This window comes from bacterium (genome assembly GCA_019912885.1).
In the GTDB taxonomy this organism is placed as follows: domain Bacteria; phylum Lernaellota; class Lernaellaia; order JACKCT01; family JACKCT01; genus JAIOHV01.
Genome location: JAIOHV010000190.1, coordinates 41,091 through 61,291, shown reverse-complemented (window position 1 = coordinate 61,291; position 20,201 = coordinate 41,091). Strand labels below are relative to the sequence as shown.

The following is a 20,201-nucleotide window of genomic DNA, read 5'->3' as shown; positions in this document are numbered from 1 at the left end:
CATCCAGAGCATCGACAACTCGCCGCGCTTCAAGAAGGTGCTGACCTCGATGAAAAACAAAACGAAGCAGGAGCAGGTGCGGGCCATGCGCGATTTCTGGAGCACGGAACTGGGCGTGCCGGACGTGACCGCGCTACCGCACTACGATCCGTTCGGGCAGTTTCAGCAGGCGACGCACGGCAAGCTCGAAGGCGCGGGCCGCCGGGTCCAGATGCGTTTTGACCTGACCGACAACGACCTGGAGCGGCAGATGAGCGGCTACTCGCTTCGCCACACGCTGACCCACAACAACGACATGGCGAAGTTCGTGGAAACGGCCTTGGAGAACAACGGCGCTATGGTGTCCACGGTGGAGAAGATGCGAATCGGGATCACGCCCGGCGGCATGTCGCCGGTCGCCGACATGGAGTCCGGCGGCGGGACGTATTTCTTTACGCGCATCCGCACGACGCCGACGAAGGCGAATCCCGGCAGTGCCGGATTGTACTTCAAGAAGAACCTGCTGCGCCGGATGGACTCCATCACGTATGATAACGACAAATACGGGCGCTGCACCGGCGACACGGTTCGGCGGCTCCGCAAGTCACAGGTCGACCAATGGAAAAAGATTGTCCAGCGCGACGCGAGCGACGAGACGATTTTCAAATACTCCGTGACTCTGGTCGACAACCTGGACGCCATCGTCGCGCCGACCCAGAAGGCGCGGATGGAAATTCTCATGTCTTTCAAAAAGCGCGGTATCTCGACCCTGCCGGACGGCCGGAAGATCGAGGACATCGTGTTTGCGAGTTACTGAAATGGGCAAGATCGACGTAAAAACGGAAGCGGCTAAATTGCAGGAGACGCTCGACGGGATCACCAAGAACGGCTTCTGGTTCGGTGTGTATTTCCCGGAAGGCGACAACCTGACGTTCCATCCCTATCGCTTGGAGGTCCTGGGCGCGCATCCCGATCTCGCGCCGGACGGTTCGGTGAAGGCGTGGAATTACTCGGTCCTCATGATCGACCGTGGCTTCGTCGATTTCGGCGCGAGCACGCACGGCAACCACCTGCACTTCGTGACGAAGATCGAATGGCTTCGGGCGCCCGATGGCCGGATTTATGCGGGTCGCCTGTTCGACGACGACGGCAACAAGATCGTCATAAATGAACTCGACTGGAGCGAAGACCCGGAGGTTGCCGACGAATGGAAAGCCTACGTCGTGCGACTCGACGCCATGCCCAAGCGCGTGGAGGAGTGCCGAAAGTGTGTGATCCGGGAATTCATGGAGATGGTGGAGGGGCGGTTCCGATGAAGCTGCGGTACATGATCGACTACGTTTATGACGAGAAGCGGTTTGAAAAGGGCCTCGATCCCTACGTCGCCTGCGGGCTGTGGGTCGTGACGCCGACCGGCTTCGACGCCGGATATCTGCCGGGCTTCGAGGAACGCGAGGACGAGGTCAACTGGCTCGTCAACGGCTGGGTTGAGCAGGACATCAAGCCGTGTTTGAATCCCGGCTTCCTGGAATACTGGCGCGAGAGCCGGTCGCCCTATCGTGGGTCGTTCGGCGAAACCGTCGAGACCGACGAGTACGAAAGCTCCGGCAAGTGCATTGACGCGGTAATTGCTTCTCTCGCCAAGAAGTGATCCCCGTTGTCGCGTATTTTTCCGATAAATTCGCACACCTTATGATCTTGCCATTTCGGAAACGGCCCCATATTCTGCCTGTATGAGTAAGCTGTTCGCGTTCATCGAGAAGCTCGTGGCGGAAGGGTTCTTCGGCACCCTCACGCTGAGTTTCCAGAGCGGCAAGCTCTCGAACGTGAAGGTCGAACGGAGCCTGAAGCCGACCGACCTGTGACAACCGCATAGACCTTCGGGGTCGTCGAAACCATCGAGCCCCGGTGAAGTTGGGATGAAAAATTCCCGCTTCGCCGGGGCTTTTGTTTTGTGGAGCGAGCGTGGCGCTGCAAACCGACATGGACCGGCTGACTTTCCTGCTCGAAGCGGAAGCGGAGATTGCGCTCTTCGGCGACGAGCAGCTTTGCGCCCAGGCCGCCGACGAGCAGCGCCGCTACGTCACCAACTACATCGGCAGCAAGCAGAAGCTGATCGACTTCATCTGGGAGAACACGCCGGACGACGCCCGCGTCGTGGCCGACCTTTTCTCCGGCTCGTCGGTCGTCGGGTTCATGTTCAAGCAGAAGGGCAAGGCGGTTACCGCCAACGACAAGCTCCGTTACTGCTACCACATCGCCCGCGCGATCATCGAAAACCCCGGCGAGACGATCACCGACGACGAGATCGCGGCGCTTTTGAGTGATAACCCGGCGGCGGGCGACTTCGTCCGCAAGCACTTCGCGGGCATCTATTTCTCCGACGGCGTCCACGGGATCATCGATTCCATCCGAGCCAACATCGACAAGCTCCCCGCGGACGGCTTCAAGAGGGACATCGCCCTTTTCGCGCTGGGGAAGTCCTGCATCACCGGCAAGGGCGGCTTCGGGCATTTCGGTACCACGATCCCGCACGGCGGCCGCCAGGACAGCCCGGAACGGTTCAAGCAGCGCTTCGCCGACAACGTCCATACGATCAACTCGCTCGCCTTCGACAACGGCCAACCGTGCCGGGCGGCGTGCGCCGACATCATGGACGTCGGCCCGCAGGTGAAGGCCGACCTCGCATACTTCGACCCGCCGTATGCGACGCACTTCTCGCAGACCAATTACGAGCGGTCCTACCACTTCGTGGAAGGGCTGATGACGTATTGGGATGGCAAGGAGATCAAGGAGGGCACCAAAACCAAGATTTACCGGATCGAGAAATCCGGGATGACGAAGACCAACGCGGCCAACTTCTTCAGGGATTTCCTCGGGGCCTGCACGCACATCCGCAACTGGATCATCAGCTACCGCGACCAGGCGTACCCGACCGAGAACGAGGTGAAGCGGATCATCGCGGATTTGGGCCGGGATGTTTCCCTCAAGAGCAAGGACCACCACTACCAGATTAGCGCGAAGCACGGCGATGCCAGCAACGCGAAGGAACACCTGTTCCTGTGCTCGGCGAAAGAGGCGGCGCAGGAAATGGACGAAGCCGCCGACTTCCATGACCTGGGTCTGTGCGCGCTCGGCGACTGCGATCTCGACCTGCTTTCGGCGTTCGCGGCCGACGACAAGGTCCGCGTCTCGCCGTACATGGGCAGCAAGTATTTCGCGCTGGAATGGATTTGGAAGAACAGCCCGCAGGATGCGAAGTCCATGCTGGACGCGTTTTCCGGCGGCGGGAACGTCGCGTATTTCTTCAAGCACAAAGGGCTGACGGTCTACGCCAGCGATCTGATGCGCTACCCGTGGCACATCGCCCGGGCCGTAGTGGAGAATCACACCGAGACGGTTTCCGATGCTGAGATCGAGGCGCTCCTCGCCGAGAATCCCGACGCCGGGAAGTTCTGCGAGAAGACGTTCACCGACTACTACTTCACGCCGGAAATCCTACATTTCCTGGACAACACCTGGGCCAACGCGCAGAAGCTGCCCGGCTACAAAAAGGACATCGCGCTCTTTGCGATGGGCTACGCCTGCATGACGAAGGCGCGGTTCGGTGAATTCGGACGCAGCAAGAAAGGCATGACCGGCAAGCCCGAGGACGAGTCGAAACGCGATACGAGCCTCGGCGAGATCCCGATTGAGGATTTCCGAGACCTGTTCGTGAAGAACGTCCGCAAGATCAACAATCTCGTGTTCGATTCGGGGACGCCGTGCAAGGCGTTCTGCGGAGAGGTCCGGGAAATCCTGCCGAAGCTCGACGTGGACCTGGTTTACGCCGATCCGCCCTACATCACCGAGTTCGGGGCCAACGATTACGAAGGCAAGATGCACTTCGTCGAGGGCCTCATGACGATGTGGGCGGGCAAGCAAATCCGCGACAATGCCCGCCGCGATTACGAATCCGGCACCAAGTACAACAAGGACACCATCGCGGCGCTGATCGGTGACGTGGTGGAGAAATCCCGCGCCAAGTCGATCCTCATGTCCTATCGGGACAAGGCGTTCCCGCGCGAGCCGGAAGTCGTCGAGATGCTCAAAAAGCGCTTCGGCCAGGTCGCAGTGAAGCGCATGGACGTGCGCTACAACATCGCCCGTTACGGCGCGCCGGGCGGCGGGGCCGACGCCCAGGAACTGCTCTTCGTGGCGAGCGGCCCGCTCGCGGCGCAGGCGAACGCGCACGCCAACTTCCACACCCGGATCACCGGGCAGGTCATCACCAAGTCGCTGATCGCGCAGGCGCAGACCGACGAGGGCGACAAGCGGTTCTCATTCGTCCTGACGCACGTCGGCGCGAACAAGAACGGCGATTATTTCACCGAAGAGGAATGCCGGAAGGCCTATCAGACCGTGGTCGGCACGAAGATCGACGTCGCCCACAGCCAGGACTTCCGCGACATCGTCGGCGGCGTCGTGTCTTCGGAATACGTCGAGGACGGCGAGCAGAGCCGCATCGAGTGCGTGGGAGAGATTTACACCGGCGTGACCGAAGCGGCGCGCCAGGCCTACGCGCTCGTCCGCAAGGGGATCATCCGGCAGGTCTCGATGGAGTGCGATTACGCCGAGGGCGAGTGCTCGATCTGCGGAAAAAAGGTCAAGAGCAAGGCCGAGTATTGCGTCCACCTCAAGAACTACAAGGGCGGCGCGTACCAGGGCAAGCCGTGCTTCGAGATTTTGCACGGCGTTGTGTTCACCGGCGTGGGCCTGCTCGACAAGAAGGGCGCGGACGAAAACGCGCGGATCAAGAAGGTTGCCAGCTACCACGGTTCGACTGCGCTCACCGCAGGAAAGGAGAAACGCATGGCCGACAAGAGCAAGCAGAGCAAGGGCCAGGACGAGTTCCTGGACCAGGAAGATCCGGGCGGGGAGGCTCCCGCCGAGGAGCCGTCGACGGACGGTCCGGACGCGGAACTGAAAAAGCTGCGCCTGGAGAACAAGAAACTCAAGAAGCAACTCGAGGAGGCGCAAACGCGCATCTCGGAATTGGAAACCGAACAGGCGGCGGCCGCGCGGCGGGCCAAGGCCGAGACGGTGCTCAAGAAGTGGGAAGGCAAAGGCCGCAGCTTCGAGAGCGACGAGGCGCGCACGGCGGAACTCAATCGCCTGGCCGGACTGACCGAGGAGGCGATTCTGGCGACGGAGCAGGTCATCGACTCGCTCACCACGCCCAAGAAGGACGATCCGGCCAAGCCGCCGCTGCCCGGCGATCTGACGAAGAAAGCCGAGGCGTCGCTGAAGCCCCGGATGAAGGCCGACGCGGGGATCGATCCGCTCGTCGTGGACGACAAGAAGCCCGCGAACCTCGAGGAGAAACTGCGAACCGGATTCATGGCGGCTTACAAGGCCAACGTGAGCCAGGAGGTAGCGTGACATGTCCCATTATCTGGATGTGAAGCACGACACCGGGATCGCCTACGGCGACGGATTCGTCCAGGGCGACGCGGTGTGCGGATCGGTGATGAAGCTGGTGGGCGACGACCTGTTCGCGGTCGCCGATGACGCGACGGAACCGGCGTTCGGGATTCTGTTCCGGGACGTGAAGTCGGGCGAGATGCCGACGATCTACACCGGCGGCGGCGTGTACGAAACGGACAACTTCACCGGCACGATCCAGGCGGGCGAGCGGCTGAAGGTCCACGCCACGAACCACAACCTCACGAACGGCGCGCAGGCCGGGGACGTCATCGTGGCGCAGGCCATCTCGATGTCCGGCGGCGTGCTCAAGTTCAAGCTGCTGGTCTAAGGAGGGCATGAAAATGGACCTGACCGCAATCGACGTTCATTCCCAGGAATACATGGAGGCGATGGCCGCGCTGCTCTCCGAGGCGGTTTCTTCCGAGGAAGGCCTGAAGGCGCTCGCGACCGCCATCGCCGCTCCCATCGACATGGAGATCAAGCGCAAAGAGATCACCTCGCTCCTGCTCACGAAGCAGAACCTGCCGAAGGGCGAACCCGCGAAATACCAGAAGAAGCCGAAAGTGAAGGCGTACTGGATTTCCCGGAACGGCGAAGCGCAGGAGTCGGTGCTGGGCGAAGACGAGGTGGAATTCCCGATCAACCGGATTCACTCGACTCCGATGGTCGATATCTCGGTTTTGAAGCACGGCAACATCGGCACGCTCACCGACATCCAAAAGGCGGCCGCCAACGAGATCCGCAAGGAGATCGACAAGCGGACGATCACCGTCATCAGCGCCGCCGTACCCCCGGAGAACACCGTCACGGTGACGAGCGGCGGGAAGCTGACCGAGGAAGCGCTCAACGAGGCGCTGTCCATCCTCGAGGACCTGGAGCTTGCGCCGGGCACGATCATCATGCGCGGCGGGCGCTTCAACGACATGCGTTCGTGGCAGGGGATCGATCCGCAGACCAAACTCGAACTGCGTCAGAAGGGCATCTACAAGGTGTTCGGCGGCGCGAACATCCTCACCACGGCGGCCGCGGATTTGGCCGAGGTCATCATCGTCCCGGACGAGGAGATCGGAAAGTGGGCGATCCGTCAGGCGCTGACGACCGAGAGCGTTTACAAGGCGCTCAAGTTCAAGACGGGTTGGCTTGTGTGGATGGAGTGCGCGCAGGGCGTCACTCGTCCGGAAATCCTGGCAAAGGTCGTTATCCGACCGTAAGGAGGGCGCGGCCATGCCGGATATCAAGAATCTATCGAAGACGCGCCTGTCGCTGCCGCACGAGGACGGCACGGTGGTGATCCTTCCCGGCGGCAAGGTCCATGTGACCCGCGTAACGGGCGCGGTGCTGAAGGCCGTGGAGAACGGCCTCGTCGAGGTGTTGGGGGCCGTGCGGGCGAAGCTCGCCTTCCCCATCAACGATCTCTTGCCGCACGAGGCGGTCGCGGCGGTGGACTCCCTGCAGGATATCGATCTGCTGCGGTCCCTGCTCGAAGAGGCCAAGAACAAAAAGGTGCAGGAAGCCATCCGTCGTCGGCTGAAGGTGCTGGAGGGCGGCGATGACGCCGGTCAGTGACATCCTCGCTTTGCTGCGCACCGACCTCGGCGACGCGGCGGGTGAACTGCTCGGGGACAACGACGTCCTGCGGGCGCTGACGCGCTCGATCCTGGCCGTCAACAGGGACATCGGGCGGCTGTATCAAATCGCCGGGGACGAGATCGCGCCGGATTTGACCGGCGACGATACCGACCTGGTGGTGCTGCGCGCCCACGCCTTCTGCTGCTCGATGCTGAGGTCGGCCGCGAGCGCGAACTTCTCGTTCGGGTCCGGCGACAAGCGCGTGGACAAGACCATGCAGGCGCAGGCCTGGGGCGACTTGGAAAAAGATCTGCTGGCGCGGTACCGCGAGGCGGTCTCGCGGATCAACCCGGCGCTCGCGGACGGACTGCTCGATGTGGGCAATGTGCGACCGCAGATCTTCGAGGTGGGGCGTCGCCATGCTCGTCACTGACCGCGAGAAGCGCGTGATCGAACGCGATATAGGCGACCTCGTAAAAGCCGAGGGCACGACCTGCAAGGTTACGCGGCCTGCCGTCGCCGGGACCGGCGAATTCTACGGCCCGCGCGAGGGCGCGGAAGCCGTGATCGCCGAGGCGCTGCCGGTCGAATTCCATTACGGGCGACCGGACAACCTGGAGCAGGAGGGCGCGGATGCGACAGCGGACGTGGAGTTCGGAGCAGACGTGAAAGAAGGCGATTTTCTGGAATTCGAAGGGACGCGTTACCGGGTGACCGACGTGGAACCGCACCCGCTGTACGGGGCGCGGGCTTACAAGACGCTCGTCCTGGAGCGCGAATACAAGGAATGAATCCATGCTGATCAAGCTGCGAAATATTTCGACGACCACCATCGACGTGCCCGGCCAAGGGATGGTGCTGCGGCCAGGCGCAGCGATGTGGGCGGATAATCTCACCGCCGATCTGCAGGCGGCCATCGAGGGCGGATACCTGGAAGTGATCGACCAGGTCGGCGGGCCGGGGTCCGATCTGCCGGACGGCGCGGTGACCGCCGTGAAACTCGCCGCCGGATTGCTGGAGAAGTTCGCTGTCGTTACCTGGGGAACGGTATCCACCGTGAATCCGACGACGCGATCGGTCCCGCTGCAATTGAAGAACCTGCTCGGCCAGAACATCGGCGCGGCGCACGTGGTCCGTGTGACCTGTGACGAACGCGCGGCTCTGTCCGTCGGCCAGGCGGGTACGGCGCTTTCCGGCGACGGCACCGACGATCTCATTGCCCGCACGGACGCCACGGGGCGTCTCGATCTGACCGTTGTCTGTGAGGAATCCATCACCGTTTCGCTCGCCGCCGGGCCGACGCAGTCGAGTCCGATGATCGATGCCCGCACCGGCTGCGATGTCTCGTATCAACCGTAACGACCAAGGAGAAAGACCATGCCCATTCAAGACGCTGTGAAACCCGTTCAGAAAGTGACCACCTCGGAGTTGGCGAAGGACTTCGCCGATCACCTGGCCGTCGTGACCTGGGATACGCCGGGCGCGGAAGCCGACAACAAGATCGCCGTGACGCTCAAACTCCAGAACGCGCTGGGTGACGACCTGGCGGCCAAGGAGCGCATCCGTCTGACCTGCACCGAAGGCGCGACCATGAATCTTGCGGCGGCGGGCGACGGGACCGTGCTGTCCGGCGCGGACTCGGACGACATCATCATCGAGACCGACGAGGCTACGGGTGAGTTCGACCTGGAAGTGACTTTTGCCGATGCGGGCACCGTGACCGTGGTCGGCGGCGTGACGCAAGGCTCCGGTTTCGTGAACTGCGGCGAGAGCATCGATCTGACCTTCGCGGGCGTGTAATCGCCAAAGGGAACCATGAAGAAAGACGGCGTGATTCAGATTGACCTTCCGGCGGTGGAGTCGCTCGGCGCGGCGCTGGGCGACTTCTCCGTCGCATTAGAGAAGGAACTGAAAACGGCCATGATCGACACGGTCACGACTATCGAGAAGTACGCGAAGCACCGGTGCCCGGTGGACACTGGGAATCTTCGTTCTTCGATCACGCCGGAAATCGACGGTTTCAAGGAAGGCTCGGTCGGCACGAACAGCGAGTACGCCATGCCGGTCGAGTACGGCTCGCGGCCCCACGACATCAAGCCTCGCGAGAAAGAGGCGCTGGCTTTCAAAGTCGGCGGGACCAAAGGCCGGTACGTGACGACCAAGAGCGGCAAGCGGCGCTACCGGAAAGGCAAGCCCGGCGAGCCGGTGGTCGTGGGCCGCGTGAAGCATCCGGGCACAAAGGCGCAGCCCTTCATGGAACCGGCGTTTCTCGTCGGCGGCAAGGTAGCCCAGAAGAACGTGGACGCGGCGGTCGCGGCGGCGCTCGCCAAGGCCAAGTCGCAGATGAAGGAAACGACATGAAACTGCGCCGTGCCATCGCCAAATATCTGCAAGATCGGATCAACGGACTTTCCGCCCTGGCCGCTCGGCCCGATGGCAAGGACGTCCGCTATCCGCTGGCGACTTTCACGGTGCTGGACCGCAGCACGCAGGTGTTGGGGTGCGGCGCGAACGATTACCGGCGCAAAGACGACGACGGCATGGTGGTCAAAAAGGGCCGTGTGCTGCCGCAAGAGACTTCGCTGCGCATCGACCTGTGGGTTCCGGGCGCCGCTGAAAAGAGCGCGGAAGAACGGGTGGAGGAATTGGGGACTTTAGTGGAGGCGGCCTTCGAAGCATGGCGCTTCGATCCGACCCCGCCGCGCATCGTCGATCCGGTATCGCACGACGATTTGCGCGTGACGGCGATCCGGCAAGTGACCACGGTCGATTTACCTCTCGACAAAACCGGCGAGCCGTTTCTGGCGAGAAAAAGTCTGACCTATGCGGTGACGCATCGCCGCTACCGTGAACGCGACGTGACGAGCCGGATCGAGCGCGTCCACCTCGCGTATGGAGCATGAACATGGCCAAGAAAAAGGACGTTCCCGAAAAACCGCTTCCGGTCCTGCCGGACCTGTCGAAGCTTTCCATCTCCATCACCGGCAAGGCCGAGACAGCAGTGCCGGTCGATTCGCTCGCGGCCGATCTCGGTATCTCGCCGCCGGTCCTGGCGGGCCTAAAGACGGCCTACGGTTGGACGCCAAGCACGCGGATTACGCGCAGCGAGTTCGCCGGGAAGGTGAAAACCTGGCTCGGCGCATCCGCGGGCGGGAGGTAAACCATGACGACCACGAGGATCATCCCGGACGCCTATACCGAATACGAGGATGGGCATATCGGCGCGGTTGCCCCGTCGCTCGCCAACGTCGAAGCCAAGATCGGCGCGGCGATGGGCGGCCTGGCGAACCGCCTGTACGTGTTCTCCGGGCCGGACGCGAAGGCGCAGGCGAAGCAGGTGTTTCGCGGCGGCCCGCTTCTGAAATCCATTGAAGAGGCATTCGACGCGGGCAGTTCCACGATTTACGCATGGCGCGTCGGGCAAACCGCCAAGGCATCTCTAGACCTTCAACGTGACAGCGGCGGAACGGGCATTCGTCTGGTCGCACGGGAAGCGGGCGACTACTGGAACCGCGTGAACGTTACCGTGGGCCAGGAACTCGGCGACGTTACGCCGAACACCTGGTATCTCAACGCGGCGGCCAACACGCTCGTCCTGCTTGATGAGAACGGACAGCAGGAGAGGAGCATCGACCTCACGGCGCATTTTGCGGCGGCGCGAGGGTGCGCGATTCAATTCGGCGACGATCCCGAAGAGGACCATTTTCTGTCGGTTTGGGTCGGCGGCACGGACGCCGACGGCCATGAAATCCTGCGCCACTTCGACACGGACGGCACGTTGGTCGCCGAGCACAACATGGACCTCTCCCTCGTCATCACCGCCGAGCAGATCACGGCGTTGCCGTTCCTTATGACGAGCGAGGATCACGGTTCGATGATCTTCGTTTCGACGCCGACGAAGCTCTACGTCTTCGATCAGATCGCGGCGCAGCCCACCGAAGCGTCGCAGACCATCGATTACGCACCGCTTGGCATGACGAACCCCGCTATTTCGGGCGGCAGCATCAGCTTCTTGATGCAGGGCGGGCAGCCCGCACAACCGGACGGCCTGTACCTGCTCGATCCCGGCGCGCGGAAGATTTACAAGGTGGGACCTTTCGGACAAGGCGGCGGCCCGATGTCGATCACGCGCACCATCGACATTGCGGGCATTACGAATTCGGATCAGGCGACCGGCCTGACGCTCAACATCCTGACCGGCGACTTCCAGATGTGCCTACGCGACGCGGATGACGCCTGGCGGATCATTCGCTTCCCGTCATTCCCGAACGCGCCGACCGATCAGAGCATCACCGAAACATTCAACCTGGGTCATCCGATCCAGGACATCAGCTTCACCATCGAGAATTTCTTCTTCAATACGGTGGTGACCCTCTGGGACGGCAACGAGGACGATCCGCAGCAGTATGTTTTCCGGGCGCAGACGAATCAGGCGCTCGTCGGCCTTATCAACGGCGGCCAAAGCCTCGTCGACGCGACGTTCGTGGCCGAAGGCGGCCTCGACAACTTCGATGATCCGCAGACGCTCGGCGGCGGCAGCGATGGCTTGAATCCCACCAATGGCGACTACCTCCACGCACTGGAACTGTCCGAGGCGCGGACGGAAATTTCGTGGGTCCAGTGCGTCGGCGCGACCGGCGCGGACATCTGGAATTCGATCCTTGTGCATTGCGACCGCATGCTGGACGTCTTTTTGTCTGAGAGGTTCGCGGTTCTCGAATGCCCAACGTTTACGTCCAACAACGAGATCGGCTCCACCGGATACGTGGGCGACCTCCAAGCCTACGTCGATTCCATCGTGGCGCGCATGGCGACCGTCGCCAACAAAAACGGCGTCGTCTTCGCGGGCGGCGCGGATTTCCTGGGCAGCGACGGCGTGCGCTACACGGCGGGTTCGCTCACCTCGGCCTGCGCGGGCGTCATGGCCTCGCTCGAAGTCCAGCAGTCGCTGATCAACAAGCAGGTTCCGAATGTGCTCGCTCTCGTTCCGGAGTTCTCGCCGGGGCACGTGCAGCAACTGATTCAAGCCCGCGTGAACTGCGTGCGCCTCAAGCCGGGTCGCGGTTACATCATCGCCCATTCGCTCACGGCGGCCCCGCCCGCGTCGGATTACTCCCGCGTCAACGATCTGCGCGCCGTGTATTACGGCGGCAAAGCGGCCCGCGAGGCGGCGCAGCCCCTGGTGGGCGAAGAGAACGACGAGGAAGGCAACGGCCTGCGGTTGCTCGAATCCTTCATGTCGCGCCCGCTCGACGTCATGGAGGACCACGGCCAGATCGACGATTACGAGATCGAGGCGGTCAGTTCGGAGAACGACCGTCTGCTCGGCGACGTGTACGTGAGCCTGGGCATCCAGCCGCTGCGGGCGATGGAGAAAATCTACACCAAGGTGTTCCTGAAATAAGGGAGGCGTCCGATGGCCAACGAGGAATACATCAGTGGTTACGCGGGGGAGGAAATCTCGCTGCTCGTCGAGGGCATCAAGATCATGGCCATGCAGAACTGCTCGTACAAGGAGTCGCAGGATAAGGAGCCGATCTACGGCGCGGGCTTCGTGAAGGCGCACGCAATGGGACGCGGCAAACGGAAGTTCGAACTGGACTTCGAGGTCAAGGAACTGAACCAGTCCGTTGTCGAGGAGCCGACGAGCGCGCCGCGCAGCAAGACCACGCAACTCAAGGTGGTCAAGATCAACGGGACCGAATACGCCTCACTCCTGGACATCAAGAACGCCACGGTCCTGATCGTCTACCCGGCGAAAAACGGCATTCAGAAGATCAAGAAGTTCACCGGCTTCGAGTTCACCGATGTCGAAGAGGGCTTCGCCTTCGACGACTCGGCGGTGGGCAAGAAGTGCAGCGGCCTCGCCATTTGGGGCGAAGGCATGGTGTGACCTGAAAACCTGACCATAAGGGTCGTCGAGAACATCGAGCCCCGGTTTTCGCCCTCACGGGCGGCCGGGGCTTTTTCATTACGGAGGACGAAATGGACGACAGACTGCAGGCGGCCATCGCCATTGTTCGCGCGGAATATCCCGAGGCCCGGCTCTTCCAGATCGGCATTCCCGGCGACGAGGAAATCTATCTCGCCCGCAAGTGTGCCTGGAATGAGTACAAGCGGCTGATCGGCGCGGTGAAAGACGAGGTCACCGCGAATGAAATCCTCGTCCAGAAATTCCTGGTCCATCCCAAGCTCTCCTACGAGCAGATCGATCTGCAGATGGACCCCGGCAAGGTCGTGATCCTGGCCCAGCAGATTCAGAAGGGCCTCGGCTTCGTGACTGACGGGGTGACCCTAAAAAACGTCTGAACCGGGCGCGGCGGGAGGTCGAGACCTCCTGGTACCGGCAGGCACGCGCCCATATCTGTGACCGGTTCGGATGGCGTTTCAAGGACGTGGACGCGATGCCGCCCGAGGACGTGATCGAGGCGCTGGCCTCGGTCCAGTACCTCGCGGACCTGGAGGAGAAGGCCGTCCGGAAGAATCGCCCCAAAACACCGAGCAAGAGGAGGTAACGCATGGGCATCGTCACGGACATCATGAACCTGGTGAAGGACCTCAAGCAGTCGCTTGCCGACGGCAAGGTCGACAAAAACGAGGCCGCGAAGATCGCGGCAGACGTGGCCGAGGTGCTGAAGGAACTCGCCATGCTGATTCCCCTCATTCTGAAGTACGCGCCGAAGGTCTGACCCCATGCCCGCCGGTCAAGGAATTCTTCACCAGATCAAGGTCCGACTCGTCGGCTCGGACGAGCTTTCGTCCGTCCTGAAAAAGGCGACCGGCTCGGTGGAGAATTTCAAGAAGGCAGGCGAGCAGATGAAGTCGGCGGGCGCGAAGATGCTCGGCGTGGGCGTGGCCCTGGGTTCCGCTCTTGCCGGTGCGGTCGCGCCCGCCATGCGTCTCGAAGAGTCGTTGGCAAACCTGTCTTCCGTTTCCACGCTGCCGATGGACGGCTCGTTCAAGGATATGAAGACCGGGATGCTCGCGGCAAAGCAGACCGCGCAGGAATGGTCTTCGAAGCATGTCCAGTCGGCCAAGGAAGTGACCGACGCCATGTACGACCTGGCTTCGGCGGGCCTGGACGTGAACCAGGTCAACGAGGTCGCCACGCAGACGATGGCGCTCTCGACCGCGACGCGGGCCGAGGCTGCCGAGTCGTCGGCGATGATGGCCAAGGCGCTCAAGACCTTCGGCGAGGCACAGCTGGCGAATCTGCCGATCGGCGAACGGGCGAATGCCATCATGGACAGCTTCGCCGCCGTCGTGAAGGGCGCGAAGATCACGCTGCCGGAACTGGGCGCGGCGCTCAAATCCGTCATGGGCACCGCCGCCAACGCCGGTCTCACGATTCAAGAAACCTCGGCGGCGGTGGGCTTGCTCTCGACGCGCGGTCTTCCGGCGGAAATGGCGGGCACGGCGCTCTCGGCAGTGCTGCGTCAGCTTCCGAAAGCCGCCGAGAAAATGGGCCTCGCAGTATCGGATGCGAGCGGACGGCTCCTGCCCCTGAGCGACATCGTCTCGCAACTCACGCAGCGGTACGCGGCGAACGGAATCTCGGTCAAGGAGATGGCTGAGATTTCTGAGGTGTTCGGGGACGAGGCAGGCCGCGCTGTGCAGCTGATGATCGGCCAGGAGGGAGCGCTCAAGGACCTCACCGCCGCCGCCAAGACGTCCGGCACGGCGATGGGGATGGTCGCGCTGCAGGAGGATTCGCTCGGCGCGCAGGCCAAGATCGCCTGGAACAACATCAAGGGCGCAGCGGGAATTCTCGGCGACGCCATGCTGCCGAATCTGCGTTCGGCCGCCGAATGGCTTGGCCGCGCGGCGCAGGGCTTCAAGGTGTTTGCCAAGGAGCATCCGACGCTCGTGAAAATTGTCGGCACGCTGGCGCTCGCCTCCACCGCCATCCTCGTGCTCGGCGGCGGCGCGCTGTATCTGGCGGGCAGCTTCGCCGGGACGATCAGTTCGGTTTTGAGTTTGAGCGCATCCATCGCCAAGGCGGGCGGACTCATGACCGTATTGAAAACGGGCATCATGGCCGTGGGCCGGGCGCTGTTGTCGCTCTTCCTCAATCCTGTGGGGCTGGTGATCCTGGGCGTCGTCGCGCTCGGCGCGGGCATCTACCTCCTTTATAAGAAGAGCGAAACCTTCCGGAACATCGTGGCCCGCGTGGGCGCGGCGCTCAAAACCACATTCATGCCGGCGCTGATCTCGGTCGCCTATGGCGTCGGTTATCTCGTCGGGACGCTGACCAACGCTTGGCAGATGGTGAGCCAATACACCGCCGAGGTCTGGCCGCTCGTCAGCACTTACCTCGTCGGCTTCGGCAAGGTCGTTTACGCCTATCTCGTTCCGGCCATCGCCTTCCTAAAAGGATATCTCGTCTTCGCCTGGGGCGTGATCAAGACCGTCACCGTGGCCTCGTGGCAGTTCGTGAAACTCACCATCGCCACGGTCTTCAACATGATCAAGAACATCGTGTTCATCGGGTGGTCTGTCGTCAGCGGGATATTCAAGGCGAGCCTGCAGATCCTCACCGGCGATTGGGCGGGTGCGTGGGAAACCATCAAGCAGATGTTCGTGAACGTCTGGGAAGGAATCAAAGGGTATTTCGGCGCGGTCTTCGGATGGTTCTCCGGCTTGGGCACGATCTTCTACGATGCGGGCGTCGGCCTCATGACCGCTTTCAAGGACGGCATCATGGCCACTTGGGAGTCGCTCAAGGGCGGCGTCACCAAGGTGCTGGGGTGGATTCGGGACCTGCTGCCCGGCTCCGATGCCCGGCGCGGGCCGCTGTCCGATCTGACCGCTTCCGGCAAAGCGTTCTTCCCGACCTTCACCAAGGGCCTCGTGCAGGAATCCGATGCGCCGATGCGCGGTGTGGAAACCGCGCTCAAGGACGTGACGCTCGCGCCCGGCTCCATCGAGATGCCCGCGCCGCGCCAGAGGTACGAATCCGCGCCCGCGAGTTCCGGCAATTCCCTGGTGGTCGAACGCGGGGCCATCGTCATCAACGTGACCGGCACGAACGAAGCGGTCGACGATCTGGAGACGCGCCTCGAGGAATTGTTCGCCCGGCTCAACCGGCGATGGGGGGCGGCCTATGCCGGATGATTACACCAACGACGGGCCGACCTACGTGAAGCTTGGGGACGTGAAGTCCGACGGCACGCCGGATATCGCCAATGTCCTGTTCGAGTTCCCGGTGCCGCACGGCCAGATGCGCGTGCGCCAGGAAGTTCGCATCGACGAGGTCGAGGCGCCCGGCCGTTCGGGGAAAATCAAGCAAGCGGTCGGTTACCAGGACAGCGAGATCAGCATCGGTTTGCGATTGTTTTCCGATGACGACGGCGATACCGCGCTGGAGAAATACGCCGTCCTCCAGGACGCCTTCCGCAAGCGCGACAACGCCGATTCGTTGCCCCGCGTTTTTTCGATTCAAAGTCCGCTCACCGACGCCTGCCGCATCCAGACCGTGCTCTTCAAGGGTTTGGAGATCGCCGACGCCGAGGGAACAGATCAACTGGAGGTGACGGTTTCGCTCACTGAGTTCGAACCCATCGAAGCGGCTGTCGATGATCGCGGCGGAAGCGGCGGCGGATCGGGCGGCGGGTCCGGTGGAGGTGGAGGAAGCGGCGGCTCCGGAAGTGGAAGCGGATCGGGAAGCGGCTCCGGTTCCGGCGGCAATCCCGATGCGAGCGGCGCGGACGAGGCCGCAGGGCATAGCTCGGAAGACTCCGCTCTGCGCGATGCCTTCAACGCGGGCAAGCGCGACGCGATGGGCGGCGGCGGGCCCGGCAGGCCGGGGAGCGAATGATGCAGCCGCAGTCGATCAACTACCTCGGCCCCAAGACGGAAGTCGCACTCGGCGATCTGACGCTCACCGCCGTCGCGGGGATGTCGGTCTGGTCCTCCCGTGAGCCGACCGCCGACACCTGCGAGATCGTGCTGCCCGATCTGCCAGGCGACCTGGCCAAGCAGATCGCAAAAGACGCGCCGCTCGTCGTGCGTCATGGCTACAAGGGCTATGACCTGGAGACCATCTTCACCGGAACGGTCGTCGACGTATTGCCCAAGAAATGTCTAACGGTCTTCGGCGCGGACGCGATGCGCCTGCTCTTCGAAACGAAACTGACGATCACATTCCAGGACGAAACGCCCACTTCGATTATCCGGAAGATGGTCGGCGATCTGGGCATCGATGTTTCCCAGGTGACCGAGATCGAGGACGTGCTCGACCGGCTTCCCCTTTACCGCAACATGGTTTGGCAGGCGGTCAAGATGATCAACGACCGCACCGGATTGCCGCACGATTTCTTTGTGGACGAGACCGGTGCGTTCCGCTGGGAGCCGCGCGACCTGGAGCAGGAGCCGTTGTTCGAGTTCGCCTACGGCCAGAACATCCTCGATTGCGATTTGAAGGTTTCCGGCACGTCCACCCTGCTCACCGTCGGCATGCCGGTGCGTCATTCCACGGTCGTCTCAGTGGCCGACCGCCTGGGCGAGACCGCCAATTTCTACGTCATGGCGGCGCGGCATTTTCTCGCGCCGAAGGGCGGCAGCCGGACCTTTCTCAAGATGGAGCGAGTGGTGAGCGGAGCCGAACCATGAGTCTTGAGCAGGAACTCAAAAGCCTCGTCGAGAAACTCGCGCCGGACTTGCGGTCGCACATGCGCCTGTCGCTTTCGGGCGTGGTGACCAAGGTCTACGAGGACGACTACCGCGTCGACGTGGAGATTCCCGGCGATAACGACGAGGTCCTGGCGCTGCCCTTCATTCCCGTGAAGTCGCCGATGGCGATGGACGGTTGGGGCATCTTCGCGTTGCCGGAAGTGGACAGCGAGGTCTCGGTCGCCTTCTGGGGCGGCGATCCGACGAACCCGTTTGTCGACGGATCGGTTTTGATCCAGAGCCGCACGCCGGTCGGGGCCAAGGTCGGGATGATCGTCATCACCGACCGCGTCGGCCAGTGCATCAAGCTCAAGCCGCAGACCGGCGAGATCCTCGTCAACGGTTACAACCTGAAAATGGCCGTCACCGGTTCCGATGCAAAAACGGTTGATGGCTCGGTGAACGAAACCATCGGCGAGAACCGGAACGTCATCGTCGGACGTAAGGCGACAACGACCGTCAAAGGCAAGTCGGTGCGCGTCCTTGAGAAAGGCGAAACCGTCGTCCACGGCGTGCTCGACGACGCGGCCACGTTCGACGATCCGGAAGACGAGAACTACCTGAAATTGAAGTCAGCCGCGACGCTCGCCCAGGTCATGGGCAACCACGTTCAGCGCGTCGAGGGCGGGCAGACGGTCGATATCGACGGCCTGCAGAGCGTGACGGTCGGTTCGGATCGCAAAACGAAGGTGCTCGGCGCGGACTTCGAGGCCATCGCCAAGTCGAAGCAGGTCCTGGTCGGCGGGAATCTCGACATCATGGTCGCCAACGCGATGGGCGTGCCCATGCCCGCCGCGATCCAGATCGGCAGCCCGCCGCCGATGATCAACTGCTGGGGCGGCGTGTTCATTCCCGGCGCGTCCGCGCCGATGGTCAACGGGACGCTGTTGGCCACGGCGTTCACCACGTACACGACGGCCATCACCACGGCGCTGGCCACGCTTGCGGCGGCGTTCTCCGGACCCAATCCCGTCATCGGTTCGCAGATCGCCGGGGCGCTCGGCACGTTTGCAACCGCCGTCGGGTTTGCTGTCACCGCGCTGCTCTCGGCCATCACCGCCTCGCTGTCGGTGCGGCAATTCTTCGCGGTGCCGTGATGGGTTGGGAAAAGGCAAAGGAACCGGGCGTGGTGAAGCGGCTGAAACGGATCGCGCAGCTTGTGGAGCGGCTTCGCAAGGAACTGCTCGAACAGGAAGCGCGGCGGATCGAGGGCATGGCTGAAACGCTGCGTTACTTCAAGGGAGCGAAATCAGGCGATGAGTCAGTGGGCTGAATTCAATCTGCAGACGCTCTTTCCGGGGCCGGTCGCCGAGGCGACCGAGCAGGTGGGGAATGTCTGCGAGCAGATCGGCGCGACCGCCGAGACCATCGCCTCGGCCATCGAAACGCTGGCAAACCTCCTGGTGGACGTGACCGACCCGCTGCGCGCCGTGATCCAGGAACTCATTACGCTCCTCGAAGAGACGATGTCCGACGTCCTGCACACTGGTCTCTACTTCTATTACGACTGCGCGGGTTGGCCTTTTTACCAGGTGCGTTCCTTCGATTGGGACAAGATCAAACAGGCGATGGCCGAGGGCGAAGCCCACGGCGCGGACATCCGCGAGGGCGATGTGAAGCCCGAGGACCTGCCGCTCGGCACGACCGCCGTCGCGTATGGATGGCCCGGTTGGCAGGCTCGGTGGAAGAAATCGCTCGACGATCTGGGCGACATCGCACGGCCCGTGTTTTCCGACAACGCCGAGGTCGGCGCGATCTTCCTCGTCGCGGGCACGCCGTCGCTCGACGGCTTCCTCATGCTGATCCGGGCCATCGGGGAACTGCTGGGCATCAAGGCGTTCGAGGACGCCTGGGATCGTTTCGTCGTCACCATCCTCGACGCGGACGCGAAGAAGGGCGACCGCAGCATTGTGGTCAAAGACATCACCGGCTTCGCCGAGGACGACTGGATCGTCGTCGGCCCGCTGACCGTTGCGCTGCCGTCGTTCACCTACATCAAGTCCATCGACAAGGCGACGCGGACTTTCGTGCTGACCGATCCGCTGCCGCAGGATTTTGCCAAGGGTTCGCCGGTCGCCATGACGGGCAGCGCGGCCGCCGCGAACAATCGCCTGCCGACCGCGCCGGACTGGTCGAGCCTGACGCTCGTCGAGATCATCCCGTTCCTCGAAGAGGTCGACGCGCTCGTAAAGAAAATCTGCGGCCTGCTGCGCATGGCCGACGGCTTCCTCGCCTTACTCCAGGAACTCGCGGAAATTCTCAAGAAGCGCGCCCAGAAACTGCGCCAGATCGCCCAGATGATCACCGACATCATCGAGCGCATCATGGCGATCCTCACGCTAACCGGCCTTTTCGTCCTCAAGGTCGAATCGTCCACCGGCTTCCCCGGTCTCTACGATGCCATCACCGAGGCCGACGATTCCTTCCCGCTGCCTTCCGACTCGTTTGTGTTCGGCGCGTGCCTGCTCGCGGGCGGCGCGGACTTCGGGCCGTTGGCCAGCTTCCTGGGGGTGTGA

At 62.7% G+C, this 20,201-nt stretch carries 24 protein-coding genes; all 24 read left to right on the top strand.

Features of this window, described 5'->3' with window-relative positions; genetic code table 11:
• The coding region (locus K8I61_16820) for a phage head morphogenesis protein (GenBank protein ID MBZ0273704.1) at positions 1–796 on the top strand (796 nt) is incomplete at its 5' end.
• A gap of 1 nt (position 797) precedes the next feature.
• The gene (locus K8I61_16815; protein ID MBZ0273703.1) at positions 798–1,295 is read left to right on the top strand and encodes a hypothetical protein; all 498 of its coding nucleotides are present in this window, start codon (positions 798–800) and stop codon (positions 1,293–1,295) included.
• Entirely contained in the window at positions 1,292–1,630 is a 339-nt protein-coding gene (locus K8I61_16810) for a hypothetical protein (protein ID MBZ0273702.1), read from the top strand. The genes K8I61_16815 and K8I61_16810 overlap by 4 nt, the downstream gene beginning before the upstream one ends.
• Positions 1,631–1,944: 314 nt before the next feature.
• A complete protein-coding gene (locus K8I61_16805) occupies positions 1,945–5,400 on the top strand; it encodes a DNA adenine methylase (GenBank protein ID MBZ0273701.1) in 3,456 nt (1,151 codons plus the stop codon).
• A gap of 1 nt (position 5,401) precedes the next feature.
• The gene (locus tag K8I61_16800) at positions 5,402–5,773 is read left to right on the top strand and encodes a DUF2190 family protein (GenBank protein MBZ0273700.1); all 372 of its coding nucleotides are present in this window, start codon (positions 5,402–5,404) and stop codon (positions 5,771–5,773) included.
• A gap of 13 nt (positions 5,774–5,786) precedes the next feature.
• The gene (locus K8I61_16795; GenBank protein ID MBZ0273699.1) at positions 5,787–6,656 is read left to right on the top strand and encodes a hypothetical protein; all 870 of its coding nucleotides are present in this window, start codon (positions 5,787–5,789) and stop codon (positions 6,654–6,656) included.
• Positions 6,657–6,669: 13 nt separating this feature from the next.
• The gene (locus K8I61_16790) at positions 6,670–7,011 is read left to right on the top strand and encodes a hypothetical protein (GenBank protein MBZ0273698.1); all 342 of its coding nucleotides are present in this window, start codon (positions 6,670–6,672) and stop codon (positions 7,009–7,011) included.
• Positions 6,995–7,447, top strand: coding sequence for a hypothetical protein (locus K8I61_16785; GenBank protein ID MBZ0273697.1), 453 nt, complete (start codon positions 6,995–6,997; stop codon positions 7,445–7,447). The genes K8I61_16790 and K8I61_16785 overlap by 17 nt, the downstream gene beginning before the upstream one ends.
• Positions 7,434–7,805, top strand: coding sequence for a hypothetical protein (locus K8I61_16780; GenBank protein MBZ0273696.1), 372 nt, complete (start codon positions 7,434–7,436; stop codon positions 7,803–7,805). The genes K8I61_16785 and K8I61_16780 overlap by 14 nt, the downstream gene beginning before the upstream one ends.
• 4 nt (positions 7,806–7,809) lie before the next feature.
• Positions 7,810–8,373, top strand: coding sequence for a hypothetical protein (locus K8I61_16775; protein ID MBZ0273695.1), 564 nt, complete (start codon positions 7,810–7,812; stop codon positions 8,371–8,373).
• Between the two features lie 18 nt (positions 8,374–8,391).
• The gene (locus tag K8I61_16770) at positions 8,392–8,814 is read left to right on the top strand and encodes a hypothetical protein (GenBank protein MBZ0273694.1); all 423 of its coding nucleotides are present in this window, start codon (positions 8,392–8,394) and stop codon (positions 8,812–8,814) included.
• Positions 8,815–8,829: 15 nt separating this feature from the next.
• On the top strand, positions 8,830–9,375 hold the full coding sequence (locus K8I61_16765; GenBank protein MBZ0273693.1) for an HK97 gp10 family phage protein: 546 nt from the start codon (positions 8,830–8,832) through the stop codon (positions 9,373–9,375).
• The gene (locus tag K8I61_16760) at positions 9,372–9,917 is read left to right on the top strand and encodes a hypothetical protein (protein MBZ0273692.1); all 546 of its coding nucleotides are present in this window, start codon (positions 9,372–9,374) and stop codon (positions 9,915–9,917) included. Before K8I61_16765 ends, K8I61_16760 begins: the two co-directional genes overlap by 4 nt.
• 2 nt (positions 9,918–9,919) lie before the next feature.
• Positions 9,920–10,174 carry a hypothetical protein gene (locus tag K8I61_16755; GenBank protein MBZ0273691.1) on the top strand — a complete coding sequence of 85 codons (255 nt, stop codon included), beginning with the start codon at positions 9,920–9,922 and terminating at the stop codon, positions 10,172–10,174.
• A 3-nt stretch (positions 10,175–10,177) separates the two neighbouring features.
• Positions 10,178–12,418, top strand: coding sequence for a DUF2586 family protein (locus K8I61_16750; protein ID MBZ0273690.1), 2,241 nt, complete (start codon positions 10,178–10,180; stop codon positions 12,416–12,418).
• A 12-nt stretch (positions 12,419–12,430) separates the two neighbouring features.
• Positions 12,431–12,907, top strand: a complete 477-nt coding sequence (locus tag K8I61_16745) for a hypothetical protein (GenBank protein MBZ0273689.1) — start codon at positions 12,431–12,433, stop codon at positions 12,905–12,907.
• 92 nt (positions 12,908–12,999) lie between these two features.
• Positions 13,000–13,323: a hypothetical protein gene (locus K8I61_16740; GenBank protein MBZ0273688.1), complete on the top strand. Its 324-nt coding sequence runs from the start codon at positions 13,000–13,002 to the stop codon at positions 13,321–13,323.
• Between the two features lie 209 nt (positions 13,324–13,532).
• Entirely contained in the window at positions 13,533–13,703 is a 171-nt protein-coding gene (locus tag K8I61_16735) for a hypothetical protein (protein ID MBZ0273687.1), read from the top strand.
• Between the two features lie 4 nt (positions 13,704–13,707).
• Positions 13,708–16,128 (top strand): phage tail tape measure protein, encoded by a 2,421-nt coding sequence (locus K8I61_16730; protein ID MBZ0273686.1) that lies wholly within the window; start codon positions 13,708–13,710, stop codon positions 16,126–16,128.
• Positions 16,118–16,831 carry a hypothetical protein gene (locus K8I61_16725; GenBank protein MBZ0273685.1) on the top strand — a complete coding sequence of 238 codons (714 nt, stop codon included), beginning with the start codon at positions 16,118–16,120 and terminating at the stop codon, positions 16,829–16,831. Before K8I61_16730 ends, K8I61_16725 begins: the two co-directional genes overlap by 11 nt.
• Entirely contained in the window at positions 16,828–17,625 is a 798-nt protein-coding gene (locus K8I61_16720) for a hypothetical protein (protein ID MBZ0273684.1), read from the top strand. Before K8I61_16725 ends, K8I61_16720 begins: the two co-directional genes overlap by 4 nt.
• Positions 17,622–18,782 carry a phage baseplate assembly protein V gene (locus K8I61_16715; GenBank protein ID MBZ0273683.1) on the top strand — a complete coding sequence of 387 codons (1,161 nt, stop codon included), beginning with the start codon at positions 17,622–17,624 and terminating at the stop codon, positions 18,780–18,782. The genes K8I61_16720 and K8I61_16715 overlap by 4 nt, the downstream gene beginning before the upstream one ends.
• Positions 18,782–18,958 (top strand): hypothetical protein, encoded by a 177-nt coding sequence (locus tag K8I61_16710; protein ID MBZ0273682.1) that lies wholly within the window; start codon positions 18,782–18,784, stop codon positions 18,956–18,958. The genes K8I61_16715 and K8I61_16710 overlap by 1 nt, the downstream gene beginning before the upstream one ends.
• Entirely contained in the window at positions 18,942–20,201 is a 1,260-nt protein-coding gene (locus K8I61_16705) for a hypothetical protein (GenBank protein MBZ0273681.1), read from the top strand. The genes K8I61_16710 and K8I61_16705 overlap by 17 nt, the downstream gene beginning before the upstream one ends.

Excerpts from the sequence above, each read along its gene's own strand:
- K8I61_16785 (MBZ0273697.1), top strand. The coding sequence starts at position 6,995 with ATGACGCCGGTCAGTGACATCCTCGCTTTGCTGCGCACCGACCTCGGC.
- K8I61_16710 (MBZ0273682.1), top strand. The coding sequence starts at position 18,782 with ATGGGTTGGGAAAAGGCAAAGGAACCGGGCGTGGTGAAGCGGCTGAAA.
- K8I61_16745 (MBZ0273689.1), top strand. The coding sequence starts at position 12,431 with ATGGCCAACGAGGAATACATCAGTGGTTACGCGGGGGAGGAAATCTCG.
- K8I61_16780 (MBZ0273696.1), top strand. The coding sequence starts at position 7,434 with ATGCTCGTCACTGACCGCGAGAAGCGCGTGATCGAACGCGATATAGGC.
- K8I61_16775 (MBZ0273695.1), top strand. The coding sequence starts at position 7,810 with ATGCTGATCAAGCTGCGAAATATTTCGACGACCACCATCGACGTGCCC.
- K8I61_16795 (MBZ0273699.1), top strand. The coding sequence starts at position 5,787 with ATGGACCTGACCGCAATCGACGTTCATTCCCAGGAATACATGGAGGCG.
- K8I61_16755 (MBZ0273691.1), top strand. The coding sequence starts at position 9,920 with ATGGCCAAGAAAAAGGACGTTCCCGAAAAACCGCTTCCGGTCCTGCCG.
- K8I61_16715 (MBZ0273683.1), top strand. The coding sequence starts at position 17,622 with ATGAGTCTTGAGCAGGAACTCAAAAGCCTCGTCGAGAAACTCGCGCCG.
- K8I61_16725 (MBZ0273685.1), top strand. The coding sequence starts at position 16,118 with ATGCCGGATGATTACACCAACGACGGGCCGACCTACGTGAAGCTTGGG.
- K8I61_16770 (MBZ0273694.1), top strand. The coding sequence starts at position 8,392 with ATGCCCATTCAAGACGCTGTGAAACCCGTTCAGAAAGTGACCACCTCG.
- K8I61_16800 (MBZ0273700.1), top strand. The coding sequence starts at position 5,402 with ATGTCCCATTATCTGGATGTGAAGCACGACACCGGGATCGCCTACGGC.
- K8I61_16730 (MBZ0273686.1), top strand. The coding sequence starts at position 13,708 with ATGCCCGCCGGTCAAGGAATTCTTCACCAGATCAAGGTCCGACTCGTC.
- K8I61_16765 (MBZ0273693.1), top strand. The coding sequence starts at position 8,830 with ATGAAGAAAGACGGCGTGATTCAGATTGACCTTCCGGCGGTGGAGTCG.
- K8I61_16815 (MBZ0273703.1), top strand. The coding sequence starts at position 798 with ATGGGCAAGATCGACGTAAAAACGGAAGCGGCTAAATTGCAGGAGACG.
- K8I61_16750 (MBZ0273690.1), top strand. The coding sequence starts at position 10,178 with ATGACGACCACGAGGATCATCCCGGACGCCTATACCGAATACGAGGAT.
- K8I61_16705 (MBZ0273681.1), top strand. The coding sequence starts at position 18,942 with ATGAGTCAGTGGGCTGAATTCAATCTGCAGACGCTCTTTCCGGGGCCG.
- K8I61_16740 (MBZ0273688.1), top strand. The coding sequence starts at position 13,000 with ATGGACGACAGACTGCAGGCGGCCATCGCCATTGTTCGCGCGGAATAT.
- K8I61_16735 (MBZ0273687.1), top strand. The coding sequence starts at position 13,533 with ATGGGCATCGTCACGGACATCATGAACCTGGTGAAGGACCTCAAGCAG.
- K8I61_16790 (MBZ0273698.1), top strand. The coding sequence starts at position 6,670 with ATGCCGGATATCAAGAATCTATCGAAGACGCGCCTGTCGCTGCCGCAC.
- K8I61_16760 (MBZ0273692.1), top strand. The coding sequence starts at position 9,372 with ATGAAACTGCGCCGTGCCATCGCCAAATATCTGCAAGATCGGATCAAC.
- K8I61_16720 (MBZ0273684.1), top strand. The coding sequence starts at position 16,828 with ATGATGCAGCCGCAGTCGATCAACTACCTCGGCCCCAAGACGGAAGTC.
- K8I61_16810 (MBZ0273702.1), top strand. The coding sequence starts at position 1,292 with ATGAAGCTGCGGTACATGATCGACTACGTTTATGACGAGAAGCGGTTT.